The sequence below is a fragment of the Luteimonas huabeiensis HB2 genome (genome assembly GCF_000559025.1).
In the GTDB taxonomy this organism is placed as follows: domain Bacteria; phylum Pseudomonadota; class Gammaproteobacteria; order Xanthomonadales; family Xanthomonadaceae; genus Luteimonas; species Luteimonas huabeiensis.
The window spans coordinates 132,324-153,026 of the sequence record NZ_JAAN01000021.1 but is presented as its reverse complement, the minus strand read 5'-3'; the positions used below and the strand labels follow the sequence as shown (position 1 = coordinate 153,026).

20 protein-coding genes and 1 other RNA gene are annotated in these 20,703 nt (G+C 71.3%); 16 read left to right on the top strand and 5 right to left on the bottom strand.

Features of this window, described 5'->3' with window-relative positions; genetic code table 11:
- Positions 1-187: 187 nt before the first annotated feature.
- Entirely contained in the window at positions 188-643 is a 456-nt protein-coding gene (locus Z164_RS0109090; RefSeq protein ID WP_024890394.1) for a GNAT family N-acetyltransferase, read from the top strand.
- A gap of 25 nt (positions 644-668) precedes the next feature.
- On the opposite strand, the gene Z164_RS0109085 is transcribed toward Z164_RS0109090, so the two are convergent.
- Positions 669-1,466, bottom strand: a complete 798-nt coding sequence (locus Z164_RS0109085) for an AraC family transcriptional regulator (protein WP_024890393.1) — start codon at positions 1,464-1,466, stop codon at positions 669-671.
- A 100-nt stretch (positions 1,467-1,566) separates the two neighbouring features.
- On the opposite strand from Z164_RS0109085, the gene Z164_RS0109080 reads away from it, so the two are divergent.
- From Z164_RS0109080 to Z164_RS0109045, 9 genes are all read left to right on the top strand, one after another.
- The gene (locus tag Z164_RS0109080) at positions 1,567-1,953 is read left to right on the top strand and encodes a hypothetical protein (RefSeq protein ID WP_024890392.1); all 387 of its coding nucleotides are present in this window, start codon (positions 1,567-1,569) and stop codon (positions 1,951-1,953) included.
- A 136-nt stretch (positions 1,954-2,089) separates the two neighbouring features.
- Positions 2,090-2,230: a hypothetical protein gene (locus Z164_RS22785; RefSeq protein ID WP_160170686.1), complete on the top strand. Its 141-nt coding sequence runs from the start codon at positions 2,090-2,092 to the stop codon at positions 2,228-2,230.
- On the top strand, positions 2,220-2,318 hold the full coding sequence (locus tag Z164_RS23705; RefSeq protein WP_132765337.1) for a potassium-transporting ATPase subunit F: 99 nt from the start codon (positions 2,220-2,222) through the stop codon (positions 2,316-2,318). Before Z164_RS22785 ends, Z164_RS23705 begins: the two co-directional genes overlap by 11 nt.
- Positions 2,315-4,060 carry a potassium-transporting ATPase subunit KdpA gene (gene kdpA, locus Z164_RS0109070; protein ID WP_024890391.1) on the top strand — a complete coding sequence of 582 codons (1,746 nt, stop codon included), beginning with the start codon at positions 2,315-2,317 and terminating at the stop codon, positions 4,058-4,060. Before Z164_RS23705 ends, kdpA begins: the two co-directional genes overlap by 4 nt.
- A gap of 28 nt (positions 4,061-4,088) precedes the next feature.
- The gene (gene kdpB / locus Z164_RS0109065) at positions 4,089-6,155 is read left to right on the top strand and encodes a potassium-transporting ATPase subunit KdpB (protein ID WP_024890390.1); all 2,067 of its coding nucleotides are present in this window, start codon (positions 4,089-4,091) and stop codon (positions 6,153-6,155) included.
- Positions 6,156-6,176: 21 nt separating this feature from the next.
- On the top strand, positions 6,177-6,764 hold the full coding sequence (gene kdpC / locus Z164_RS0109060) for a potassium-transporting ATPase subunit KdpC (RefSeq protein ID WP_043689643.1): 588 nt from the start codon (positions 6,177-6,179) through the stop codon (positions 6,762-6,764).
- Positions 6,765-6,888: 124 nt separating this feature from the next.
- A complete protein-coding gene (locus Z164_RS0109055; RefSeq protein WP_024890388.1) occupies positions 6,889-7,692 on the top strand; it encodes a TorF family putative porin in 804 nt (267 codons plus the stop codon).
- A gap of 25 nt (positions 7,693-7,717) precedes the next feature.
- Positions 7,718-10,408, top strand: a complete 2,691-nt coding sequence (locus Z164_RS0109050; RefSeq protein WP_024890387.1) for a sensor histidine kinase — start codon at positions 7,718-7,720, stop codon at positions 10,406-10,408.
- The gene (locus Z164_RS0109045; RefSeq protein ID WP_024890386.1) at positions 10,405-11,097 is read left to right on the top strand and encodes a response regulator; all 693 of its coding nucleotides are present in this window, start codon (positions 10,405-10,407) and stop codon (positions 11,095-11,097) included. The genes Z164_RS0109050 and Z164_RS0109045 overlap by 4 nt, the downstream gene beginning before the upstream one ends.
- 614 nt (positions 11,098-11,711) lie before the next feature.
- Here the strand turns inward: Z164_RS0109045 and ssrA are convergent.
- Positions 11,712-12,066: a transfer-messenger RNA gene (gene ssrA, locus Z164_RS21885) on the bottom strand.
- A 571-nt stretch (positions 12,067-12,637) separates the two neighbouring features.
- The gene (smpB, locus tag Z164_RS0109035; RefSeq protein ID WP_024890385.1) at positions 12,638-13,129 is read right to left on the bottom strand and encodes an SsrA-binding protein SmpB; all 492 of its coding nucleotides are present in this window, start codon (positions 13,127-13,129) and stop codon (positions 12,638-12,640) included.
- A gap of 58 nt (positions 13,130-13,187) precedes the next feature.
- Here smpB and Z164_RS0109030 point away from each other — a divergent pair, with 58 nt between their 5' ends.
- Complete coding sequence (locus Z164_RS0109030) at positions 13,188-13,619, top strand: type II toxin-antitoxin system RatA family toxin (RefSeq protein ID WP_024890384.1); 432 nt, start codon at positions 13,188-13,190, stop codon at positions 13,617-13,619.
- Positions 13,620-13,627: 8 nt separating this feature from the next.
- Positions 13,628-13,885: an RnfH family protein gene (locus tag Z164_RS0109025; protein WP_043689687.1), complete on the top strand. Its 258-nt coding sequence runs from the start codon at positions 13,628-13,630 to the stop codon at positions 13,883-13,885.
- Positions 13,886-13,898: 13 nt separating this feature from the next.
- On the opposite strand, the gene Z164_RS0109020 is transcribed toward Z164_RS0109025, so the two are convergent.
- Positions 13,899-14,282, bottom strand: coding sequence for an outer membrane protein assembly factor BamE (locus Z164_RS0109020; RefSeq protein ID WP_024890382.1), 384 nt, complete (start codon positions 14,280-14,282; stop codon positions 13,899-13,901).
- Between the two features lie 110 nt (positions 14,283-14,392).
- On the opposite strand from Z164_RS0109020, the gene fur reads away from it, so the two are divergent.
- On the top strand, positions 14,393-14,797 hold the full coding sequence (gene fur / locus Z164_RS0109015) for a ferric iron uptake transcriptional regulator (protein ID WP_024890381.1): 405 nt from the start codon (positions 14,393-14,395) through the stop codon (positions 14,795-14,797).
- 296 nt (positions 14,798-15,093) lie between these two features.
- On the opposite strand, the gene recN is transcribed toward fur, so the two are convergent.
- The gene (gene recN / locus Z164_RS0109010) at positions 15,094-16,758 is read right to left on the bottom strand and encodes a DNA repair protein RecN (protein WP_024890380.1); all 1,665 of its coding nucleotides are present in this window, start codon (positions 16,756-16,758) and stop codon (positions 15,094-15,096) included.
- A gap of 106 nt (positions 16,759-16,864) precedes the next feature.
- On the opposite strand from recN, the gene hrcA reads away from it, so the two are divergent.
- The 3 genes from hrcA to dnaK all read left to right on the top strand — a co-directional run bounded on the left by hrcA (position 16,865) and on the right by dnaK (position 20,582).
- Positions 16,865-17,929 (top strand): heat-inducible transcriptional repressor HrcA, encoded by a 1,065-nt coding sequence (gene hrcA / locus Z164_RS0109005; RefSeq protein WP_024890379.1) that lies wholly within the window; start codon positions 16,865-16,867, stop codon positions 17,927-17,929.
- A gap of 80 nt (positions 17,930-18,009) precedes the next feature.
- The gene (gene grpE, locus Z164_RS0109000; protein WP_024890378.1) at positions 18,010-18,549 is read left to right on the top strand and encodes a nucleotide exchange factor GrpE; all 540 of its coding nucleotides are present in this window, start codon (positions 18,010-18,012) and stop codon (positions 18,547-18,549) included.
- 110 nt (positions 18,550-18,659) lie between these two features.
- Entirely contained in the window at positions 18,660-20,582 is a 1,923-nt protein-coding gene (gene dnaK / locus Z164_RS0108995; RefSeq protein WP_024890377.1) for a molecular chaperone DnaK, read from the top strand.
- The last annotated feature ends 121 nt before the right edge of the window (positions 20,583-20,703 follow it).

Genomic DNA, 20,703 nt, shown 5'->3' with positions numbered 1-20,703 from the left:
GTTTCGATGCAAGACGGTGGGTGCCCTTCATGACGCTCTTGCGAGCAGCGCGCGAAGCTCGGCTTGGATGGCGCGTCGTCGCAGCAGCAGGGTGGACCCCCGATGCACAGACCCGCGAGGTCTACCACGTCTGGCACGGTCCCGACTCGCCCGACGACCGCATCGAACTCCAGATTGGCCTCGCCCCATGACGCCCGAGTCCACGCTTGAAGTGCGGCGCTTTGCCGCCGAGGATTTCCCCACCTACCGCGCCTGGTACGCCGACGCGCGCTTGAACCGGCATCTGGGCCCGATGGACGAGGAGTGGCTGGCCCATGTGCTGGCCGACACCGAGGGCGAGCAATGGACGGTGCGGTATGGCGCGGCGCTGGTCGCCGTCATCGGCCTCACCCCTGACCCCGAGCACGGGGCTTGGGTCCTCACCGACTGGGCCGTCGATCCCGCCCTGCGCGGCCAGGGCTGGGGGCGGCGCGCCTGGGCGGCCTTGCTGGCGCAGCCCGCGCTGCGCGAGCGCCGATGCTTTCGTGCCTACGTGGCCGAGGACAACCCCGAAGCCCTGGCCTTCTTCGAGGCGCTGGGCTGGCGGCGCCTGGCCGCGCCCAGCCGCGAGGATCCGTTTTGGGCCTTGGCTTGGGTGCAATGAGGCCCGGTGCGGCAAGCGGCCGGCGTCAGCGTCTGCGGCGTGGGCTTGTCGCTGCATACTGCCCCGGCGTCGTGCCGAAGACCTCGCGGAACACCGCGATGAAGCTGCTGGGGTTGCGGTAGCCCGACTCGGCCGCGACGGCGACCACCGGCACACCCTCGGCCAGACGGCCGGCGGCGTGCAGCAGGCGCAGGCGCTGGCGCCAGTGCGTGAAGCTGTACCCGGTCTCGGCCACGAAACGGCGCGAGGCGGTGCGCGACGACAACCCCGCCCAGCGGGCCCAATCCGCCAGCGGCCGTGGGTCGCCGGGGTGGTCGCACAAGGCTTGGGCGATGCGCCGCAGGCGGCGGTCGCTGGGCATCGGCACGCTCCAGGGCAGCGGTGTCGAGGCGGCGATCTCGTCGAGCATCACGGCCGCCAAACGCTCCAGCCGCTGCGGGTCGGTCGTGCCGTCGGCCGCCAGATGGGCCGCATGCCCCACCGCCGCGCGCAACAGCGGGGTGAGCGCCAGCACGCAGGGCTCGGCCGGCAAGGCCGCGCAGGCTTCGGGGGCCAGGTACACGCTCCAGCCCGCAAACGGCCCGTGCGAGTGCGCCGCATGCAGCGTCTGCGGCGGCACCCACACCGCATGCGAGGCCGGCACGATCCAGCGGTGCCGCGCTGCCTGCACCGTCAGCAGCCCGGTCTCGGTGCCCAGCAGTTGGCCGCGCACGTGACGATGCTCGCGCGTGTGCCGCACCCGGCCGCTGCGCCGCAGCACCGCACACATCACCGGCCCCTGGCGGGCCTCGGCCCAACGGGGCGCGATCAAGGGGTCGTCCATGCTTGGCATCGTAGCGGTATCGCATGGCGTGCAGGCCGCATCGCAGCCCTGCGCATGTCGATACGCTGGACGCTCCTTCTGTTCGATCCCTGGACCCCCCATGACTTCGATCCACCACGCCTTGGACGACCTGCTCAACCGGCAGGACATACCGCTCGACACCTTCCTCGATTGGCATTTCAGCCCCGACTACCGCCAGCGCACCGATGGGCACTGGGACGACCGCAACGGCTTTGCCGCGCATGCGCGCAGGCTGCGCGAGCTGGTGGCGTCCGCCCGCATCGAGGTGCTCGACGAATGGCGCGATCTGCGACGCTACGCCAGCCATCACCGCGTGCACGTGCGCAAGCGCGACGGCGCCACCGTGGTGCAGGAGGTCTACCTCTTCGACCGCTTGGATGCGAGCGGCCGCTTCGAGTGCGTCGACGAGGTGACGCTGATGCTCGAAGGCCAAGAGGCGGACCGGGGCTTGGGTCGCGTGCGGTGAGACCGGACCTCACAGGATGGCGTCGACGACGCCTCGTCTTGATGCCGCCTTGATACCGCTGGGCACGAATCGGGCGCCGGCTTGATGCCGCACGGGCTAGGATGTGCAGCGTGTACATCCCCTCGTGGAGGACTGCATGGACATCGTGTTTCTTGGCTGGGCGGCCGCCTTCGCGCTGATCACCCTGGGCGCGCTGGCGGGATGCCGCCGGCTGTCGCCCCCTGCCCCGCAAGGCAACCGAATCGAGTCGAACGGAGGTCACGGCGATGGAGCCTGAGGCACTGATCATGACCGCCGGGGTGCTCGTCATCGGGCTGCTGGCCTATCTCGTCTACGCCCTGCTGGCGGTGGAGGACTTCGAATGAACGCCAATCCCTGGGTGCAGCTCGCGCTGTTCCTGGCGCTGTTGTTCCCGCTGGCCTGGGCGCTGGCGCGCTGGCTCGATGGCGTCTTCAGCGGCCGGCTCGCCGCGCGCGTGCGCTTCGTGGGCGCGATCGAGCGCGGGGTGCTGCGGCTGGCCGGCAGCCGGCCGGACGAGGACATGCCGTGGTGGCGCTATGCGCTGGCGATCCTCGTGTTCAACCTCGTGGGGCTGGCGGCGCTGTACGCGATCCTGCGGCTGCAGGCAGTGTTGCCGTTCAACCCGCAGGGCTTCGGTGCGGTGGCGCCGGATCTGGCGCTGAACACCGCCGTCTCCTTCGTCACCAACACCAATTGGCAGAGCTATGGCGGCGAATCCACGATGAGCCATGGCACGCAGATGCTGGGGCTTACCGTACAGAACTTCCTGTCGGCGGCCACTGGCATCGCGGTGGCGCTGGCGGTGATCCGCGGCTTCGTGCGCAAAACCAGCTCCGGTGTGGGTCACGCCTGGCTAGATCTTACGCGCGCCACTCTGTGGGTGCTGCTGCCGCTGTCGGCGGTGTTCGCGCTGTTCCTCGTTAGCCAGGGCGTGCCGCAGACGCTTGCCGGCGCGCAGACGGCGCAGCTAGTCGATCCGATCACCTACACGGTGCAGGAGGCTGGTCGCGACCTGACACAAACTGCCACGACGCAGACGATCGCGCTCGGCCCGGTCGCTTCGCAAGAAGCGATCAAGCTGCTCGGCACCAACGGTGGCGGCTTCTTCAACGCCAATTCTGCGCATCCGTTCGAGAACCCGACGGCTCTGTCGAACCTGCTGGAAATGGTCTCGATCCTCCTCATCCCGCTGGCGCTGGTGTTCCTGTTCGGGCGCTGGGCGGGCGATGCACGCCAGGGCGCGGCGCTGGCCGGGGCGATGACCGTGCTGTTCGTCGCACTCTATGCCGTGGGGGTGATCGCGCAGCATCAGCCCAACCCGCAGCTTGCGGCGCTGGGCCTGAGCGGCCCGAGCCTTGAGGGGCTGGAGACGCGCTTCGGCGTGGTCGGCTCGATGCTGTTTGCTGCGGTCACGACCGCCGCCAGCTGCGGCGCGGTCAATGCCATGCATGACAGCCTGATGCCGCTGGCTGGCTCGGTGCCGATGTTCCTGATGCAGCTGGGCGAGGTCGTTTACGGCGGTGTCGGCTCGGGGCTGTACGGCATGCTGCTGTTCGCGGTGATCGCGGTGTTCATCGCCGGGCTGATGGTCGGCCGCACGCCGGAGTACCTGGGCAAGAAGATCGGCGCCTACGAGATGAAGATGGTCTCGCTGGCGGTGATCGTGGTGCCCGCGCTGGTGCTGGCGGGCACGGCGCTGGCGCTGCGCGTGGAGCCGGGCCTGGCAGGCCTGACGAACCCCGGCGCGCACGGCCTGTCGCAGGCGCTGTATGCGCTGACCTCGGCCGGCAACAACAACGGCTCGGCCTTTGCAGGCCTGTCGGCCAACGCGCCGTTCTGGAACGTGCTGCTGGCCGCGGCGATGTGGTTCGGGCGCTTCCTGGTGATCGTGCCGGCGCTGGCGCTGGCCGGCAGCCTCGCGGCCAAGCCGCGCGTGCCGCCCTCGGCCGGCACGCTGGCCACCAACAACGGGCTGTTCGTCGTGCTGCTGGTGGCCGCAGTGCTGCTGGTGGGAGCGCTGAACTATGTGCCGGCGCTGGCGCTCGGGCCGGTGGCCGAGCACCTGACGCTGATGTCGGGCCGCTGAAGCGCCCGGGAGGAACGACATGACGACGATGGTGACGAATCCGCGCGCGGCCGGCCCCTGGGATGCGGCGCTGCTGCGCGCCGCCTTGCGCGAATCGCTGTGGCGCCTGGCGCCGCAGGCGCAATGGCGCAACCCGGTGATGTTCGTGGTGTGGGTCGGCGCCGCGCTGGTGACGGCGATCGGCGTGGCCGCCGCCACGGGGCGCATGGCCGCGCCGGTGGGCTTCACGCTCGCGGTGGCAGCCTGGCTGTGGCTGACGGTGTGGTTCGCCAACCTGGCCGAGGCGCTGGCCGAGGGCCGGGGCAAGGCCCAGGCGGCGGCGCTGCGCTCGGCCAAGAAGCGCGTGTACGCCAAGGTGCTGCAAGAGCCGCACCACGGTGCGTCCTGGATCCCGGTGCCGAGCGACGAGCTGTCCGCCGGCCGCGTGGTGCTGGTGGAGGCCGGCGACGTGATCCCGGCCGACGGCGAGGTCATCGAGGGCGTGGCCTCGGTGGACGAGTCGGCCATCACCGGCGAGTCGGCCCCGGTGATCCGCGAGTCCGGTGGCGACCGCTCGGCGGTGACCGGGGGCACGCGCGTGCTGTCGGACTGGCTGGTGGTACGCATCACCGCGCAGCCGGGCCACACCTTCCTGGACCGCATGATCGCGATGGTCGAGTCCGCCAAGCGCCGCCGCACGCCCAACGAGATCGCGCTGACCATCCTGCTGGTGGCGCTGACCCTGGTGTTCCTGATCGTTTGCGCCACGCTCTGGCCGCTGTCGCAGTACAGCGTGCAGGCGGCGGGCCAGGGCCAGCCGGTGTCGGTGACGGTGCTGGTGGCGCTGCTGGTGTGCCTGATCCCGACGACGATCGGCGCGCTGCTGGCCGCCATCGGCATCGCCGGCATGAGCCGCATGCTGCGCGCCAACGTGATCGCCACCTCGGGCCGCGCGGTGGAAGCCGCCGGCGACGTGGACGTGCTGCTGCTGGACAAGACCGGCACGATCACGCTCGGCAACCGGCAGGCGGTGGCCTTCCACCCCGCGCCCGGGGTCACGGAGCCGGCCCTGGCCGATGCGGCGCAGCTCGCCTCGCTGGCCGACGAGACGCCCGAAGGGCGCTCCATCGTCGTGCTGGCCAAGGAACGCCACGGACTGCGTGGCCGCGAGACGGCAGGCCTGCACTTCATCGCGTTTTCCGCGCGCACCCGGATGAGCGGGGTGGACCTCGACGGCCGGCGCATCCGCAAGGGCGCGCTCGATGCGGTGCAGCGCTTCGTCGAGGAGGCGGGCGGCCGCCTGCCGGAGGCGGTGCGTGAGCGCGCCGAGGCCATCGCGCGTCAAGGCGGCACGCCGCTCGTCGTGGCCGAAGACGCCCGGGTGCTTGGCGTGGTGGAACTCAAGGACATCGTCAAGGGCGGCATCCGCGAGCGCTTTGCGCAACTACGCAGCATGGGCATCAAGACGGTGATGGTCACCGGCGACAACCGCTTCACCGCCGCCGCGATCGCCGCCGAGGCCGGCGTGGACGACTTTCTCGCCGAGGCCACGCCGGAGGACAAGCTGGCGCTGATCCGCCGCTACCAGGCCGAGGGCCACCTCGTGGCGATGACCGGCGACGGCACCAACGATGCGCCCGCGCTGGCGCAGGCGGACGTGGCGGTGGCGATGAACGCGGGCACGCAGGCGGCCAAGGAGGCCGGCAACATGGTCGATCTCGACTCGAACCCGACCAAGCTGCTGGAGGTGGTCGAGGTCGGCAAGCAGATGCTGATGACGCGCGGGGCGCTGACCACCTTCTCGATCGCCAACGACGTGGCCAAGTACTTCGCGATCATCCCGGCGGCCTTCGTGGGCACCTATCCGCAGCTCGCGGCGCTGGACGTGATGCGACTGACGAGCCCGCAGTCGGCGATCCTGTCGGCGGTGATCTTCAACGCGCTCATCATCGTGGCGCTGATCCCGCTGGCACTCAAGGGCGTGCGCTGGAGGGCGCAGTCGGCCGAGGCGTTGCTGCGCCGGCACCTGCTTCTCTACGGTCTGGGCGGCGTCATCGCGCCCTTCATCGGCATCAAGCTGATCGACCTGGCGCTGGCGGCGCTGGGCCTGGCCTGAGCCTTGGAACGGAGCTCGTCCATGAACACCTTGCGAACCCTTGTGCGTCCTGCCCTCGCGCTCTTCGCCGTACTGGCCGTGATCACCGGACTCGTCTATCCCCTGGCGCTCACCGCCGTGGCCCAGGGCCTGATGCCGGTGCAGGCCAACGGCAGCCTGATCGAGCGCAACGGGCAGGTCGTCGGCAGCCGGCTGATCGGTCAGGCCTTCGACGACCCCAAGTACTTCTGGGGCCGCCCCTCGGCGACCGCGCCCGTGCCTTACAACGCGGCCGCCTCCAGCGGCAGCAACCTCGCGCCGAGCCATCCGGCGCTGGTGGACGCAGTGCGCGCGCGCATCGAAGCGCTGCGCGCGGCCCAACCGGAGACGACGCAGCCGGTGCCGATGGAGCTGGTGACCGCCTCGGCCAGCGGGCTCGACCCTCACGTCTCGCCCGAGGCCGCGCGCTGGCAGATCCCGCGCGTGGCGCGCGCGCGGGGCATGACGCCTGCGGAACTCGACGCGCTCGTGCAGGCGCATACCGAGCGGCCATGGCTGGGCCTGATCGGCATGCCGCGCGTCAATGTGCTGGCGCTGAACCTTGCGCTCGACGCGCGTCCGCCACGGTGACGCCCGCGCGCTGATTCACAACCCACTGCGTCCTTCGCAGACCGCCCGCAGGGGCGGTCAGGGGATGTCTTTTCCTTCGCTCCGGTCGGCGCCCGCCGGCCGTCGGACCCACAGGAGTCTTTCGATGCATCACTTCGCTTGCACGCTGCGTCGCCTCGCCGGCCTGTCGGCCGCGGCGCTGGCCCTCGCGCCGGGTCTGGCCTGGAGCCAGTCCGGGGACGAGAACCGCGACGCGTCCGCCGTCACGGTGTCCGGCACCGCCACCCTGACCAGCGACTATCTGTTTCGCGGGCTGACCCAGACCGGTGGCAAGCCCGCGGTCCAGGCCGGCGTGGAACTCGGCGGCAAAGCCGGCTTCTATGCCGGGTTGTCGGGATCGAACGTTGGCTGGCTTCAGGACTACCAGGGCTATCGTGCCGGCAGCCTGGAGCTGGATCTCTACGGCGGCTGGCGGTTCAAGCCCGATGAGGCCACGACATTCGACGTCGGTCTCATTCACTACCGGTATCCGGGCAGCCGCCCGGCGGGCGTGGTGCGCGCCGACACGACCGAGCTGCTCGTGGGCGCCGCATGGCGGCAGTTGGCCGCCAAGCTCTACGTCAGTGCCGGTGACACCTTCGGCTTCGACGCGCCCGCCGGCAGCACGTACCTCGACCTCTCGGCGGCGGTGCCGATCGGCGACGGGCCGTGGACGATCGACCTGCACGCGGGCCGACAGCGTTTTCGCGGTGCGGCGGGCCCGTTTTCGTACACCGACTGGAAGCTCGGCGTCCGCTACGATGCCTCGACGATCGGCCCCGCCTGGAACGGCACGACCGTGAGCCTGCAGTACACCGACACCAACGCCGACCGCGCGCTGTGGACCGACCTCAATGGCGTCAACATGGGACGAGCGCGCCTGTCCGTCATCCTGACGCGTAGCTTCTAGGCCCTTGTGGCATAATGGAGGGCTCATGAGCCGACCTCCCGACCGCCCCGATCCCGACCGCCTGCTCGCCGAAGTGCAGGCCGATGAGGCGCGCCAGCGGCGCGGCCGGCTCAAGCTCTTCTTCGGCGCCTGTCCGGGCGTCGGCAAGACTTACGCGATGCTGCAGGCGTTGCACGAGCGCCAGCGCGAAGGCGTGGCGGTGTGCGTGGGCATCGTCGAGACCCATGGCCGCAAGGAGACCCAGGCGCTGCTCGAAGGATTGCCGGTACTGCCGCGCAAGCGCCTCGAGTACCGGGGCCGCGAGCTCACCGAGTTCGATCTCGATGCGGCGCTGGCCTCGTCGGCCGCGCTGATCGCGGTGGATGAGCTGGCGCACACCAACGCCCCCGGCAGCCGCCATGCCAAGCGCTGGCAGGACGTGGAGGAGCTGCTCGCGGCCGGCTTCGACGTCTACACCACCGTCAACGTGCAGCACCTGGAGAGCCTGCACGACGTGGTGGCCGCGATCACCGGCGTGCGCGTGCGCGAGACGGTGCCGGACCGCGTGTTCGATGCCGCCGACGACGTGACCCTGATCGACCTGCCGGCCGCCGACCTGATCCAGCGCCTGCGCAACGGCAAGGTCTATCTGCCCGATGTGGCGCAGTCGGCCGTCGAGCGCTTCTTCCGTCCCGGCAACCTGATCGCCCTGCGTGAACTGGCCCTACGGCGGGTGGCCGACCGCGTGGATGCCCAGATGCGCGCGCAGCGCACCCGGGAGGATCCCGGCCGCGTCTGGCCGGCGCGCGAACGGCTGCTGGTGGGACTGGGCGGCGCGCGCGATGCCCCGGTGGTCCGCGCGGCGGCGCGGCTCGCGTCCCGGCTGGAGGCCGAATGGATCGCCGTGTACGTGGACCGGCTCGACGATCGCGCCTCGCGCCAGGAGCGGGAAGCGGTGCTCGAGCTGCTCGGCGAGGCCCGTCGGCTGGGCGCCGACGTCCTGACCCTGGCCGGCGACGATGTGCCGGCCTCGCTCGTGCGCTGCGCGCGGGAGCGCAATGCCAACCGCATCGTGCTGGGCGCGGCCGCCGAGGCCTCGGGCTGGCGCCGCCTCTGGACCGCCCTGCGCGGCGACCTGGCGAGCGCGGTGCAGCGACTGGCGCCGGAGGTGGACGTGGTGCGCATCGGCGTGGCGGCGGGCCGTCCCGGCGCGGCGGTGCAGGCACGGCCGGCGCTCGGCGCGCCGGACCGGGAGCCTCGCACCCGTCACCCGCTGGCCTGGGCCGCGGCCGCCTGTGCCCTGGCCACCGTCGTCGCCTGGCCGCTCGCACGGGTGTTCGATCTGGCGAACATCGTGATGGTGTACCTGTTGGCGGTGGTGCTGGTGGCGCTGCGGGCTGGACGCACGGCCGGCGCCCTCGCGGCCTTGCTGGCGGTGCTGTGCTTCGACTTCTTCTTCGTCCAGCCGCAGTTGTCGTTCGCCGTCAGCGACACGCAGTACCTGCTGACCTTTGCCCTGATGCTCGCCGTCGCGCTGATCATCGGCCAGCTGACAGCACGGCTTCGCTTTGCCGTGCTGGCGATGCGCGAGCGCGAACGGCGCAGCGCACTGCTGACCCGCCTGGCCAATGCCTTGTCCGGTGCGCTGGAAAGCGAACGGATCGTCGAGATCGCCGAAGAGACCGTGGGCGCGCACTTCCAGGCCGCCATCACGGTCGTGCTGCCCGACGCCGGGCACCGCGTGCGCCCGGCGCGGCCGGAACGATCGGTGGACGTGAGCATCGCGCAGTGGGTGCTCGACCACGGGGAGAGCGCGGGCGCCGGCACCGGGACGCTCGCCGCGGCCCCGGCGCGCTATCTGCCGCTGAAGGCGCCGATGCGCGTGCGCGGCGTCCTCGTCGTCGCCCCGCGGGCGGAGCCGCCCTGGCGACGGCCCGAGGATCTGGAAACGCTGGAAGCCTGCGCCGGGCAGATCGCGGTGGCGCTGGAGCGCGTGCACTTCGTCGAGGTGGCGCGCGACACGCTGGTGCAGATGGAGGGAGAACGCCTGCGCAACACCCTGCTGCTGTCCCTCTCGCACGATTTGCGCACCCCGGTGGCCGGGATGCTCGGCACCGCCGAACTCGCCCTGCAGCGCGGCGCCGAGGGGCCCACCCGCCCCCTGCTGCAGGCGCTGGTCGAGCAGGCCCGGGCCATGCAGTCGCTGCTCGACAACCTGCTGCAACTGGCCCGACTGCAGTCCGGCCAGGCGCGCCTGGACCGACAGTGGCATGCCCTGGAGGAGATCGTCGCCAGCGCGCTCGGTCACGTCCGCAGCGCCTGCGCCGGACATGGGCTCGAGGTCCGGCTGGCGGCCGGCCTGCCGCTGGTGGAGGTGGATGCCCTGCTGCTCGAGCGCGCCCTGGTCAATCTGCTGGACAATGCCTGCAAGCACACCCCCGCCGGCTGCCGCATCGCCGTGGACGCGCGGCTGGATCCCGGCGGCACCTTGGTGATCGAGGTGGCCGACGATGGCCCCGGCTGGCCCGGCGACGACCCCAGCCGCCTGTTCGCGCCGTTCCAGCGGGGTGCGGCGGAGTCGCCGATGACCGGCATGGGCCTGGGACTGGCGCTGGTGGAGCGCATCGCCGCCCTGCACGGCGGACGCGTGGAGGCGCGCAAGCGCGAGCCGCAGGGCAGCGTGTTCGCCTTGCACCTGCCGCAGCGGCCGGCGCCGCAGGAAGGAGTCGAGACGTGAGCACCGATGCCCCGGGCGGCCATGTGCTGCTGATCGAGGACGACGCGCCGATCCGCCGCTTCGTCCGGCTCGCACTGGAGTACGCCGGCTACAGCGTGAGCGAGGCCGAGAGCGTCAAGCGGGGCCAGATCGACGCCGCCACCCGCCGGCCCGACCTGCTGATCGTGGACCTCGGCCTGCCTGACGGCGACGGCAAAACGCTGATCACCCAGGTGCGCGGCTGGTCCCCGGTGCCGATCCTCGTGCTGTCGGCGCGCGACCAGGAGCGCGAGAAGGTCGCCGCGCTGGATGCCGGGGCCGATGACTACCTCACCAAGCCCTTCGGCATCGACGAACTGCTGGCGAGGCTGCGCGCGCTGCAACGCCGGCTGCAGCCGCAGGCGGCCGAGCCGGTCTGGCGCTTCGGCGACGTCGAGGTGGACGCGCGCACCCACGACGTGCGCCGGCGCGGCGAGACCGTGCACCTGACCCCGATCGAGTTCCGGCTGCTGGTGACGCTGCTGCGGGCGCAAGGCGCGGTGCTCACCTACCGCCAGCTGCTCACCCAGGTCTGGGGGCCGGGCCACGCCGAGCGCACCCATCACCTGCGCGTGCACATGGCCAATCTGCGCCGCAAGCTCGAGGACGATCCGGCGCAGCCGCGCCATCTGCTGACAGAACTGCAGGTGGGCTACCGGCTGGTGGTCTAGCAGCAGCGGCGATGAGGCGCAGCAAGCGCGAACGACCCCCAGCATCGAGGACACGGATCGTCCTGATGTCCGCTGGATCGTCGTGGATCGAAGGGGGCCCGCATCGGCGCGGCTCGGGGATCGAGCCGAGCGGCCGCATTGAGTGCGCTGACGAGGGGACACTGATGCTCCATGGCGAGGAGGCGGACCGGGGCTTGGGTCGCGTGCGGTGAGAGCGTGCGCCGCGCAGCGCCAGGAGTGCATTTGCTTGGCACACCGAGCCGCGGTAGGCTCTTAACTTCGGAAGGGTGCCCGTTGAGCTACCGCGATGGGCCGGGGTGACCCGGCCCTTCGTTTTTTCTGCAGGCCATCACGCCGTCGTGGCCCGTTCGACTCCACGCCGCCTACCACTCACACACCCCAACCTGCGCGCGTAAGGGCTTGATCGGCCAAGCACTCGTCTCACGAGTCCTCGCGAGACCGGCAGAGAACACACCCGCTCAGAGAGGCGGAAATGACCGAAACGGGAGGCGCGGCTACCGCCAGCGCTCGCGAGGCCTTACTCGGAAGCCGCGCCAACACTGGCGTTGCGGGCAAGAAAAAAGGCCAACCGAGATCGGTTGGCCTTGGGGTATTGGTGGAGGTGGGCGGAATCGAACCGCCGTCCGAAGGCACTCCATCCCCGGCTCTACATGCTTAGCTCACCGTTGGGTCTCGTCCCGGAACAGCACGGTGTGCGAAGCGCATCCCGGGACCAGCCTGCTGTGTGTTGACCGGGGGCTGGCAGGCGGCCACTCCCGGCGATTCCGTGATGATGACCCTACACCCACTAGCACGGACACAAGCTGGGTTCGGGGCTAGGCCTTAAGCGGCCAGAGCGTAGTTGTCGTCGTTGGCAACTATGAGTTTGCCGCTGGATTAACGAGGAAAGCTGCCCCCTCGGCATGCGCCAGGCAATTTCGCGACCCCCGTCGAAGCCAGTGCACCCCCGGGAATGTCGTTCATCGCCGACCGGGCCAGTATAGGGGCCGGGAACCGGGACACAAGCGCCGCCGGACGATCGGGGGCGGCGCCGTTCATCGGCCGGCGGGCGGTAGCGCGCGGGGTGCCGGCGACCTGGGTGGGCTTGTCGTCCGCGGCCGCCGGGGTCGCGCATCCGGCGTGGGGCGCGGCGCTGCGTTCGTGGTGTGGCGAGAGCTGTGTCGGTCGTGCGATGACGTTGCATCGAGCGGCCGAGGGCGGGGCAGGGGGGCGCTGTCCGTTCGGGCCGTGCCGGAGCGGGCCTTCTACGCGCACGACGGCACACGGCGCCCCCTTCCGCCCGCGAGGAAGGGGGCCGAAGGCGGACGCGGGTACGCCGCAGCGCGAAAAATGCCCTCATCCGGCGCTGCGCGCGGGAGAAGGGACGATATGGGCCCGCTTGCGGGAGAGGAGAAGGGACGGTATGGGCCCGCTTGCGGGAGAAGGGACGGTATGGGCCTGCTTGCGGGAGAAGGGACGACAGGTCCCGCTTGCGCGCGCAAGACCAGCTTCGGCGCTGCAGGCCGAACGTCGATACGCCCTACGCGTCCTTGTTGTGCCGGCGCATCACGCGCTGCTTCTCGCGGTTCCAGTCGCGCTCGCGCTCGGCGTCGCGCTTGTCGTGCTTCTGCTTGCCGCGGGCCAGCGCCAGCTCGGCCTTCACCTTGTTGCCTTTCCAGTAGAGCGCGGTGGGCACAAGGGTGTAGCCGTCGCGCTCGACCTTGCCGATCAGCTGGTCGATCTCGCGCCGGTGCAGCAGCAGCTTGCGGGTGCGCTGGGCCTCGGCCACCACGTGGGTGGAGGCGGAGATCAACGGGGTGATCTGCGCGCCGAACAGGAAGATCTCGCCCTTGCGCACGATGGCGTAGCTCTCGCCGATGTTGGCGCGGCCGGCGCGGATGGCCTTGAGCTCCCAGCCCTGCAGCGCGAGGCCGGCCTCGAAGCGCTGCTCGAGGTGGTATTCGTGGCGCGCGCGCTTGTTCAGCGCGATGGTCCCGCCGTTTGCCTTATCCTTACCCGCTTGCTTGCCCATCCGGGCATTGTCCCCGAATCCGGCGGGCGTGGACACACCCCGCATACCGCGAGGCCCCATGCCGAAGATCCAACGCAGCGCCCTGGTCGAGCACTCCGCCGAGCGGATGTTCGCGCTGGTCCACGATGTCGAGGCCTATCCGCGGCGCTTCGCCTGGTGCGACCGCGCCGAGGTGATCGAATCGACGCCGACCCGGCAGGTGGCGCGGCTGGACCTGGGGCTGGGCGCGCTGCGCACCTGGTTCACCACCGAGAACACGCTGCACCCGCCGCAGCGGATCGACATGCGCCTGCGCGATGGGCCGTTCCGCCGGCTGGACGGGCGCTGGGAGTTCCATGCGCTGGAGGAGCACGCCTGCAAGGTCGCGCTGACCCTGGACTTCGAGCCGCGCAGCCGGCTGCTGCTGCCGGCGCTGACGATCGGCTTCCAGGGCCTGGCGGACCGGATGGTGGACGACTTCGTGCGCGTGGCCGACCGCGAGGTGCCGTGAGCGGCACGATCCGCGTCGAGGTGATCCTGGCCTGGCCGGGGAGGTTCGAGCGGGCGGTGGTGGCGCTGCCCGTGGGCGCCACGGTGGCGCAGGCGCTGGCGGCCTCCGGCCTGCCGATGGCCGGCGTGGACGGCTATGCGGTGTTCGGCGAACGGGTGGAGCCTTCGGCGGTGCTGGCCGATGGCGACCGCCTGGAACTGCTGCGGCCGCTGCAGGCCGATCCGAAGGAGGCGCGGCGCCGTCGCGCCGCCGCGCGCGGCCGCTAGGGGGCGCGCGCGATCAGCGGCGCGCGCCGCGCTCGCGCGGCAGGTTGCCGAACTTGCGCATCTCGGCGGCCAGTTCCTCGTCCTGCTTCGGGAAGTACTCGCCTTCCCAGCGGGCCAGGGCGTCGTTCTCGAACCAGAGGGTGAAGTTCTTGATCTCGGTCCGGCCCAGGCGGTCGTTGCGCTGGGTGGCGGTGTAGTCCCAGCGCTGCTGGTGGAACGGGTCGGCGATCGAGGGCGAGCCCAGCAGCCCCAGCACCTGCTGCTTGGTCATGCCCGGCTGCAGCTGCTCGACGGCGTCCGGCGCCACCAGGCTGCCCTGGTAGATCGGCTGCTTGTAGATGATGCCGCAGCCCGAGAGGACGCCGGCGACGAGGAGCGGGACGAGGACGTTGCGCATGGGGCCACGGGAAGTCGGGAACGCGCCGATGATACACTCGCCGCGACCGCCGCGACCGGTTCGGGCAGCCGGCGTTCAGCGCCAACAGGCCGACTGATTTGGAGACGACGATGGAATCCCTCGACCTGCGCAAGGCGGGCCTCAAGGTCACGCACCCGCGCATGCGCATCCTCGAGCTGCTGGAACAGAAGACGCCCCACCACCACATGACGGCGGAAGAGATCTACCGCCAGCTGCTGGAGCAGGGCGACGAGATCGGCCTGGCCACGGTGTACCGCGTGCTGACCCAGTTCGAGGCGGCGGGCCTGGTGCTCAAGCACAACTTCGAGGGCGGCCACGCGGTGTACGAGCTCGACCGCGGCGGCCACCACGACCATATGGTCGATGTGGACACCGGGCGCATCATCGAATTCGAGAGCGCGGAAATCGAACGCCTGCAGCACGAGGTCGCCGAGCAGCACGGCTTCCACCTGGAAGACCATTCGCTGGTGCTGTACGTGCGCAAGAAGCGCTAGGAGCGTGGGCGGCAGAAGCCGTCCGGGCTGCGAAGCCGCCTGCGCGGTCCAGCTTTCCGCCGCTTCTTGGCCTGTAGTCCCCGCTACAGGCCGGCGAAGCGGCGATAACCTGGCCTCGCGCAGGCGACTTCTCGCCTCGAACGTTTCTACCGCCCATGCTCCTAGGCGGAAATCGGCGGCTCGGCCTTCAGCGCCGAAGCTTCCGCTGCCCCGGATGAAGAGACTTCGGGCGCCGCGAAGGCCCGGGCGGCTTCGGCCGCCCACCGCGCCCGGGTCCGCGACCGGCCCGCCGGCGCTCAGCCGGAGGCCGCGGCGAGCAGTTTCCTGGCGGCGGCGCGCGCCTCGCGGCTGACTTCCACGCCGCCCAGCATGCGCGCCAGTTCTTCCTCGCGCTCGCGCGCGCCCAGCCGCGTCACGGTGCTCTCGGTGGTGCCGTCGCGGGCCTGCTTGCTGACCCGGTAGTGCGCGTGCCCCTGCGCGGCGACCTGCGGCAGGTGGGTCACGCACAGCACCTGGCGCGAGGCGCCGAGGGCGCGCAGGCGCTGGCCGACGATGTCGGCGACCGCGCCGCCGATGCCCGAGTCCACCTCGTCGAACACCATGGTCGGCACCGCGTCCAGGCCGAGCGCGGCGACCTCGATCGCCAGCGAGATGCGCGACAGCTCGCCGCCGGAGGCGACCTTGCGCAGCGGCCGCGGCGGCTGCCCGGCGTTGGCGGCGACCAGGAACTCGACCCGCTCGGCCCCCAGCGGGTCCGGGCGCCCGGCCGGCTGCGGTTCCAGCGCGATCTCGAAGCGGCCGCCGCCCATGCCCAGTTCGCCGATCAGGCCGGTGGTCGCCGCCGACAGGCGGGCGGCCGCGTCGGCGCGGGCGGCGCTGAGCGCCGCGGCGGCCTCGCCCCAGCGCGCGGCCGCCGCGGCGAGGTCGCCTTCCAGGCGACGCAGGCGCTCGTCGGCGCCGGTGAGTTCTTCCAGCTCCGCCTGCAGGCGATCGCGCACCCCGGCCAGCGCCTCGGGCGCGACCCGGTGCTTGCGGGCGAGGTCCTGCACCCGGGCCAGGCTGCGTTCCAGCTCGGCGAAGCGCTCCGGGTCGATCTCCAGGTCGTCGCGCACGCGCTGCAGCAGCAGTTGCGCCTCGTCGAGCTGGATCGAGGCGGCTTCCAGCATGGCGTCCACTTCGGCCAGGCGCGGCTCGTCGCCCTGCAGGCGGGTCAGCTCGCCGCGCATGCGGCGCAGGCGCGCGGTCAGCGCGTCGTCCTCGGACAGCGCCGCGAGCGCGCCCTCGCAGGCGGCGATCAGGCCGGCGGCATTGGCCTGGCGGCGGTGCGCGGCGTCCAGTTCGGCCAGGGCCTCGGGCTCCAGCCGCTCGCGCTCCAGCTCGCGCAGCTGGTGGGCGAGCCAGTCCCGGCGCTCGGCCGGGTCGCCGATCGCCGACAGCCGCTCGCGCTCGGCCAGCAGCGCCGACCAGGCGCGCGCCTGCGCGGCCACCGCCTCCAGCGCCGCCGCGTGGCGGCCGTAGGCGTCGAGCAGGGCGAGCTGGGAGCCCCGCGCGAGCAGGGCCTGGTGCTCGTGCTGGCCGTGGATCTCCACCAGGTGGCCGGCCAGCGCGGCGAGCTGGCCCAGCGTGGCCGGGCGCCCGTTGATCCAGGCGCGGGAGCCGCCGTCGGCGCGCAGGGTGCGGCGCAGCTGGCAGGCGTCGCCGTCGTCGAATTCCTCCTCGCGCAGCCAGTCGCGCGCGGCGGGGGCGTCGGCGAGGTCGAAGGTGGCGTTCAGCTCGGCGCGGTCGGCCCCGTGGCGGACCATGCCGCTGTCGGCGCGCAGCCCGGACAGGAAGCCGAGCGCGTCGACCAGCAGCGACTTGCCGGCGCCGGTCTCGCCGGAGATGACCGTCAGCCCGGGCCCGAATTCGAGCTCGCTGGCGGTGGCGACGGCGAAGTTGCGCAGGGCGAGATGGGTCAGCATGGCGGAATTGTGCAGGGCGCAGCGGAGCGGGCCAACCATCGGCCGGCGCCGGCGCAGGAATTGAGACGCGCTTGCGCGGTGGGCGCCCGGGCCTTATACCGGCGCCATGAGCCGCAAAGGTCCGCCCTCGTCAGAACTCGATCCGCGCGCCCGCCATCTGCTGCGCACGCTCATCGCCCGCCACATCGAGGACGGCGAGCCGGTCGGCTCGCAGACCCTGGCCCGGCATGCCGGGCTCGACGTCAGCCCGGCCACGATCCGCAACATCCTGGCCGACCTGGAGGACAGCGGGCTGCTGACCGCCCCGCACACCTCGGCGGGACGGGTGCCGACCGCGCAGGGCTACCGGGTGTTCGTGGATTCGCTGCTGCAGCTGCGGCCGCTGCCGGAACACGACGTGAGCCGCCTGCGCAGCCAGCTGGCCGCCGGCGGCGGCACCCAGTCGCTGCTGGGCAGCGCCTCGGAGCTGGTCTCGGCGATGACCCGCTTCGTCGGCGTGGTCAGCGTGCCGCGGCGCGAACAGTTCGCCTTCCGCTACATCGATTTCGTCGCCGTGGACAGCCAGCGGGTGATGGCGATCCTGGTCTTCGCCGACAACGAGGTGCAGAACCGGCTGATCCAGACCCGGCGCGCCTATGAACCTTCCGAGCTGGAGCGCATCGCCAACTATCTCAACGCGCACTTCGCCGGCCGTTCGGTGGCCGACATCCGCGCCACCCTGGTGGCCGAGATGCGGGTGGCGCGTCACGAGATGGAGAATCTGCTGGCGCAGACGGTGGAACTGGCCGAGCAGGCGCTGGCGCCCGATGGCGAGGACGACATGGTGGTGGCCGGGCAGACCCGGCTGATCGGGGTGCAGGACCTGGCCGACCTGGACCGGCTGCGCGACCTGTTCGAGGCGTTTTCGCGCAAGCGCGAGATCCTGCAGCTGCTCGAGCGCACGGTCAGCGCGCCGGGCGTGCGCATCTTCATCGGCGAGGAGACCGGGCTGGCGCCGCTGGAGGGGGTCTCGGTGGTCAGCGCGCCCTATGCCGCGGACGGCAAGGTGCTGGGCGTGCTGGGGGTGATCGGCCCGACGCGCATGGCCTACGAGCGGGTGATCCCGGTCGTGCAGGCCACCGCCGAGGTCCTGGGCGCGGCGATCGAGCGCGGCGGCGTCGCCCCGACGTAGCCCGGCGCGGGCTTGAATCCCCGGGCGGCAGCCCCATTGCTGCGGCCAGCGGCGGCCGAACGACCGCCACGGGAACGGAAATGACCAACGCAAGCCAACAGGACACCCCCGATCACGAGCGCGCGCAGCCGGCCGCGGCCGAGCAGGGCGAGGACGCGCCGCAGGCGCTGCTGGAGGAACAGGTCCAGCTGCTGCAGGCGGAACTGGAGCAACTGCGCGCGCAGTCCCTGCTCGAGCGCGCGGATCTCGACAACCAGCGCAAGCGCCTCGCGCGCGAGGTGGACGCCGCGCGCCGCTTCGCCAACGAACGCCTGCTCGGCAGCCTGCTGCCGGTGTTCGACAGCCTCGACGCCGGGCTGGCCGCCGCGGGCGCGGAGGCCGGTCCGCTGCGCGAGGGCCTGGAGCTGACCCATCGCCAGCTGACGAAGGCGACCGAGGACCACGGCCTGCGGGTGGTCGATCCGGTCGGCGAGCCGTTCGACCCCGAGCGCCACCAGGCGATCAGCCAGGCCGACGGCGACGGCGTGCCGCCGGGTCACGTGGTGCAGGTGTTCCAGAAGGGCTACCTGCTCAACGACCGCCTGCTGCGCCCGGCGCTGGTGGTGGTCGCCAAGGACTGAGCCCGCGCCGGCGGCTGCTTGAACACCCCCGCGGCGCCCCCAGATAGGCCGCATCGGCGGCCCCGCCGCCCCCCAATCACACGAATCACGGGATCCAGAGGGAATCACTCATGGCAAAGATCATCGGCATCGACCTCGGCACGACCAACTCGTGCGTGGCGATCATGGACGGCGGCAAGGCCAAGGTCATCGAGAACAGCGAGGGCGACCGCACCACGCCGTCGATCGTGGCCTACACCAAGGACGGCGAAGTCCTGGTGGGCGCCTCGGCCAAGCGCCAGGCCGTCACCAACCCCAGCAACACCTTCTTCGCGGTCAAGCGCCTGATCGGCCGCAAGTTCACCGACGCTGAGGTCCAGAAGGACATCGGCCTGGTGCCGTACAAGATCGTCGAGCACGACAACGGCGACGCCTGGGTCGCGACCAGCGACGGCCGCAAGATGGCCGCGCAGGAGATCTCCGCGCGCGTGCTGGAGAAGATGAAGAAGACCGCCGAGGACTACCTGGGCGAGAAGGTCACCGAGGCCGTCATCACCGTGCCGGCGTACTTCAACGACAGCCAGCGCCAGGCGACCAAGGACGCCGGCCGCATCGCCGGGCTCGAAGTCAAGCGCATCATCAACGAGCCGACCGCGGCCGCGCTGGCCTACGGCCTGGACAAGTCCGGCGGCGACCGCAAGATCGCGGTCTACGATCTCGGCGGCGGCACCTTCGACGTGTCGATCATCGAGATCGCCGAGGTCGACGGCGAGAAGCAGTTCGAGGTGCTGGCCACCAACGGCGACACCTTCCTCGGCGGCGAGGACTTCGACAAGCGCGTCATCGATTACCTGGTCGAGGAATTCCAGAAGGATCAGGGCATCGACCTGCGCAAGGATCCGCTGGCGCTGCAGCGCCTGAAGGACGCCGCCGAGCGGGCCAAGATCGAGCTGTCGAGCGCGCAGCAGACCGAGGTCAACCTGCCGTACGTGACCGCCGACGCCTCCGGCCCGAAGCACCTCAACATCAAGCTGACCCGGGCCAAGCTCGAGGCGCTGGTGGAGGACCTGATCAAGAAGTCGATCGAGCCCTGCCGCACCGCGCTCAACGACGCCGGCCTGCGCGCCTCCGACATCAACGAGGTGATCCTGGTCGGCGGCCAGACCCGCATGCCCAAGGTGCAGCAGGCGGTGGCGGAGTTCTTCGGCAAGGAGCCGCGCAAGGACGTCAACCCCGACGAGGCCGTGGCGCTGGGCGCCGCGATCCAGGGCGGCGTGCTGGCCGGCGACGTCAAGGACGTGCTGCTGCTCGACGTGACCCCGCTGAGCCTGGGCATCGAGACCCTGGGCGGGGTGTTCACCAAGATCATCGAGAAGAACACCACCATCCCGACCAAGGCCTCGCAGACCTTCTCCACCGCCGAGGACAACCAGTCCGCGGTGACCGTGCACGTGCTGCAGGGCGAGCGCGACCAGGCCCGCTACAACAAGTCGCTGGCCAAGTTCGACCTGACCGGCATCGAGCCGGCGCCGCGCGGCATGCCGCAGGTGGAGGTGTCGTTCGACATCGACGCCAACGGCATTCTGCACGTGTCGGCCAAGGACAAGAAGACCGGCAAGGAGCAGAAGGTCGAGATCAAGGCCGGCTCGGGCCTGTCGGACGAGGAGATCCAGCGGATGGTCGCCGACGCCGAGGCGCACCGCGAGGACGACCGCAAGTTCCAGGAGCTGGTCGGCGCGCGCAACCAGGCCGACGCCCTGGTGCACAGCGCCCGCAGCGCGATCAAGGACAACGGCGACAAGGTGCCCGGCGACGTGATCGGTCGCGTCGAGGGCGCGATCGCCGAGGTCGAGACCGCGATGAAGGGCGACGACAAGGCGCAGATCGAGGCCAAGTCGAAGGCGCTGGAGGAGGCCGCGCAGGCGCTGTTCGCCGCGGTCGCGGCCGCCGGCCAGCAGCCGGGCGGCGGCGACGCGCAGGCGGGCGCCGGCCAGGCCGGCGACGACGTCGTGGACGCGGAGTTCACCGAAGTCAAGGACGACGACAAGAAGTAAGCCGGGACCCGGGACCCGGGACTCGGGGACCCGGCGGGGCAGCCCGCCGGGTCTCCGCTGTTTCCGGGCCGTTCGATCCCCGTCCCCGCCGTGGAGCCTGACGCCGTGTACCTGAAGCTGT

Excerpts from the sequence above, each read along its gene's own strand:
- Z164_RS0109090 (WP_024890394.1), top strand. The coding sequence starts at position 188 with ATGACGCCCGAGTCCACGCTTGAAGTGCGGCGCTTTGCCGCCGAGGAT.
- Z164_RS0109085 (WP_024890393.1), bottom strand. The coding sequence starts at position 1,466 with ATGGACGACCCCTTGATCGCGCCCCGTTGGGCCGAGGCCCGCCAGGGG.
- Z164_RS0109080 (WP_024890392.1), top strand. The coding sequence starts at position 1,567 with ATGACTTCGATCCACCACGCCTTGGACGACCTGCTCAACCGGCAGGAC.
- Z164_RS22785 (WP_160170686.1), top strand. The coding sequence starts at position 2,090 with ATGGACATCGTGTTTCTTGGCTGGGCGGCCGCCTTCGCGCTGATCACC.
- Z164_RS23705 (WP_132765337.1), top strand. The coding sequence starts at position 2,220 with ATGGAGCCTGAGGCACTGATCATGACCGCCGGGGTGCTCGTCATCGGG.
- kdpA (WP_024890391.1), top strand. The coding sequence starts at position 2,315 with ATGAACGCCAATCCCTGGGTGCAGCTCGCGCTGTTCCTGGCGCTGTTG.
- kdpB (WP_024890390.1), top strand. The coding sequence starts at position 4,089 with ATGGTGACGAATCCGCGCGCGGCCGGCCCCTGGGATGCGGCGCTGCTG.
- kdpC (WP_043689643.1), top strand. The coding sequence starts at position 6,177 with ATGAACACCTTGCGAACCCTTGTGCGTCCTGCCCTCGCGCTCTTCGCC.
- Z164_RS0109055 (WP_024890388.1), top strand. The coding sequence starts at position 6,889 with ATGCATCACTTCGCTTGCACGCTGCGTCGCCTCGCCGGCCTGTCGGCC.
- Z164_RS0109050 (WP_024890387.1), top strand. The coding sequence starts at position 7,718 with ATGAGCCGACCTCCCGACCGCCCCGATCCCGACCGCCTGCTCGCCGAA.
- smpB (WP_024890385.1), bottom strand. The coding sequence starts at position 13,129 with ATGGGCAAGCAAGCGGGTAAGGATAAGGCAAACGGCGGGACCATCGCG.
- Z164_RS0109030 (WP_024890384.1), top strand. The coding sequence starts at position 13,188 with ATGCCGAAGATCCAACGCAGCGCCCTGGTCGAGCACTCCGCCGAGCGG.
- Z164_RS0109020 (WP_024890382.1), bottom strand. The coding sequence starts at position 14,282 with ATGCGCAACGTCCTCGTCCCGCTCCTCGTCGCCGGCGTCCTCTCGGGC.
- fur (WP_024890381.1), top strand. The coding sequence starts at position 14,393 with ATGGAATCCCTCGACCTGCGCAAGGCGGGCCTCAAGGTCACGCACCCG.
- recN (WP_024890380.1), bottom strand. The coding sequence starts at position 16,758 with ATGCTGACCCATCTCGCCCTGCGCAACTTCGCCGTCGCCACCGCCAGC.
- hrcA (WP_024890379.1), top strand. The coding sequence starts at position 16,865 with ATGAGCCGCAAAGGTCCGCCCTCGTCAGAACTCGATCCGCGCGCCCGC.
- grpE (WP_024890378.1), top strand. The coding sequence starts at position 18,010 with ATGACCAACGCAAGCCAACAGGACACCCCCGATCACGAGCGCGCGCAG.
- dnaK (WP_024890377.1), top strand. The coding sequence starts at position 18,660 with ATGGCAAAGATCATCGGCATCGACCTCGGCACGACCAACTCGTGCGTG.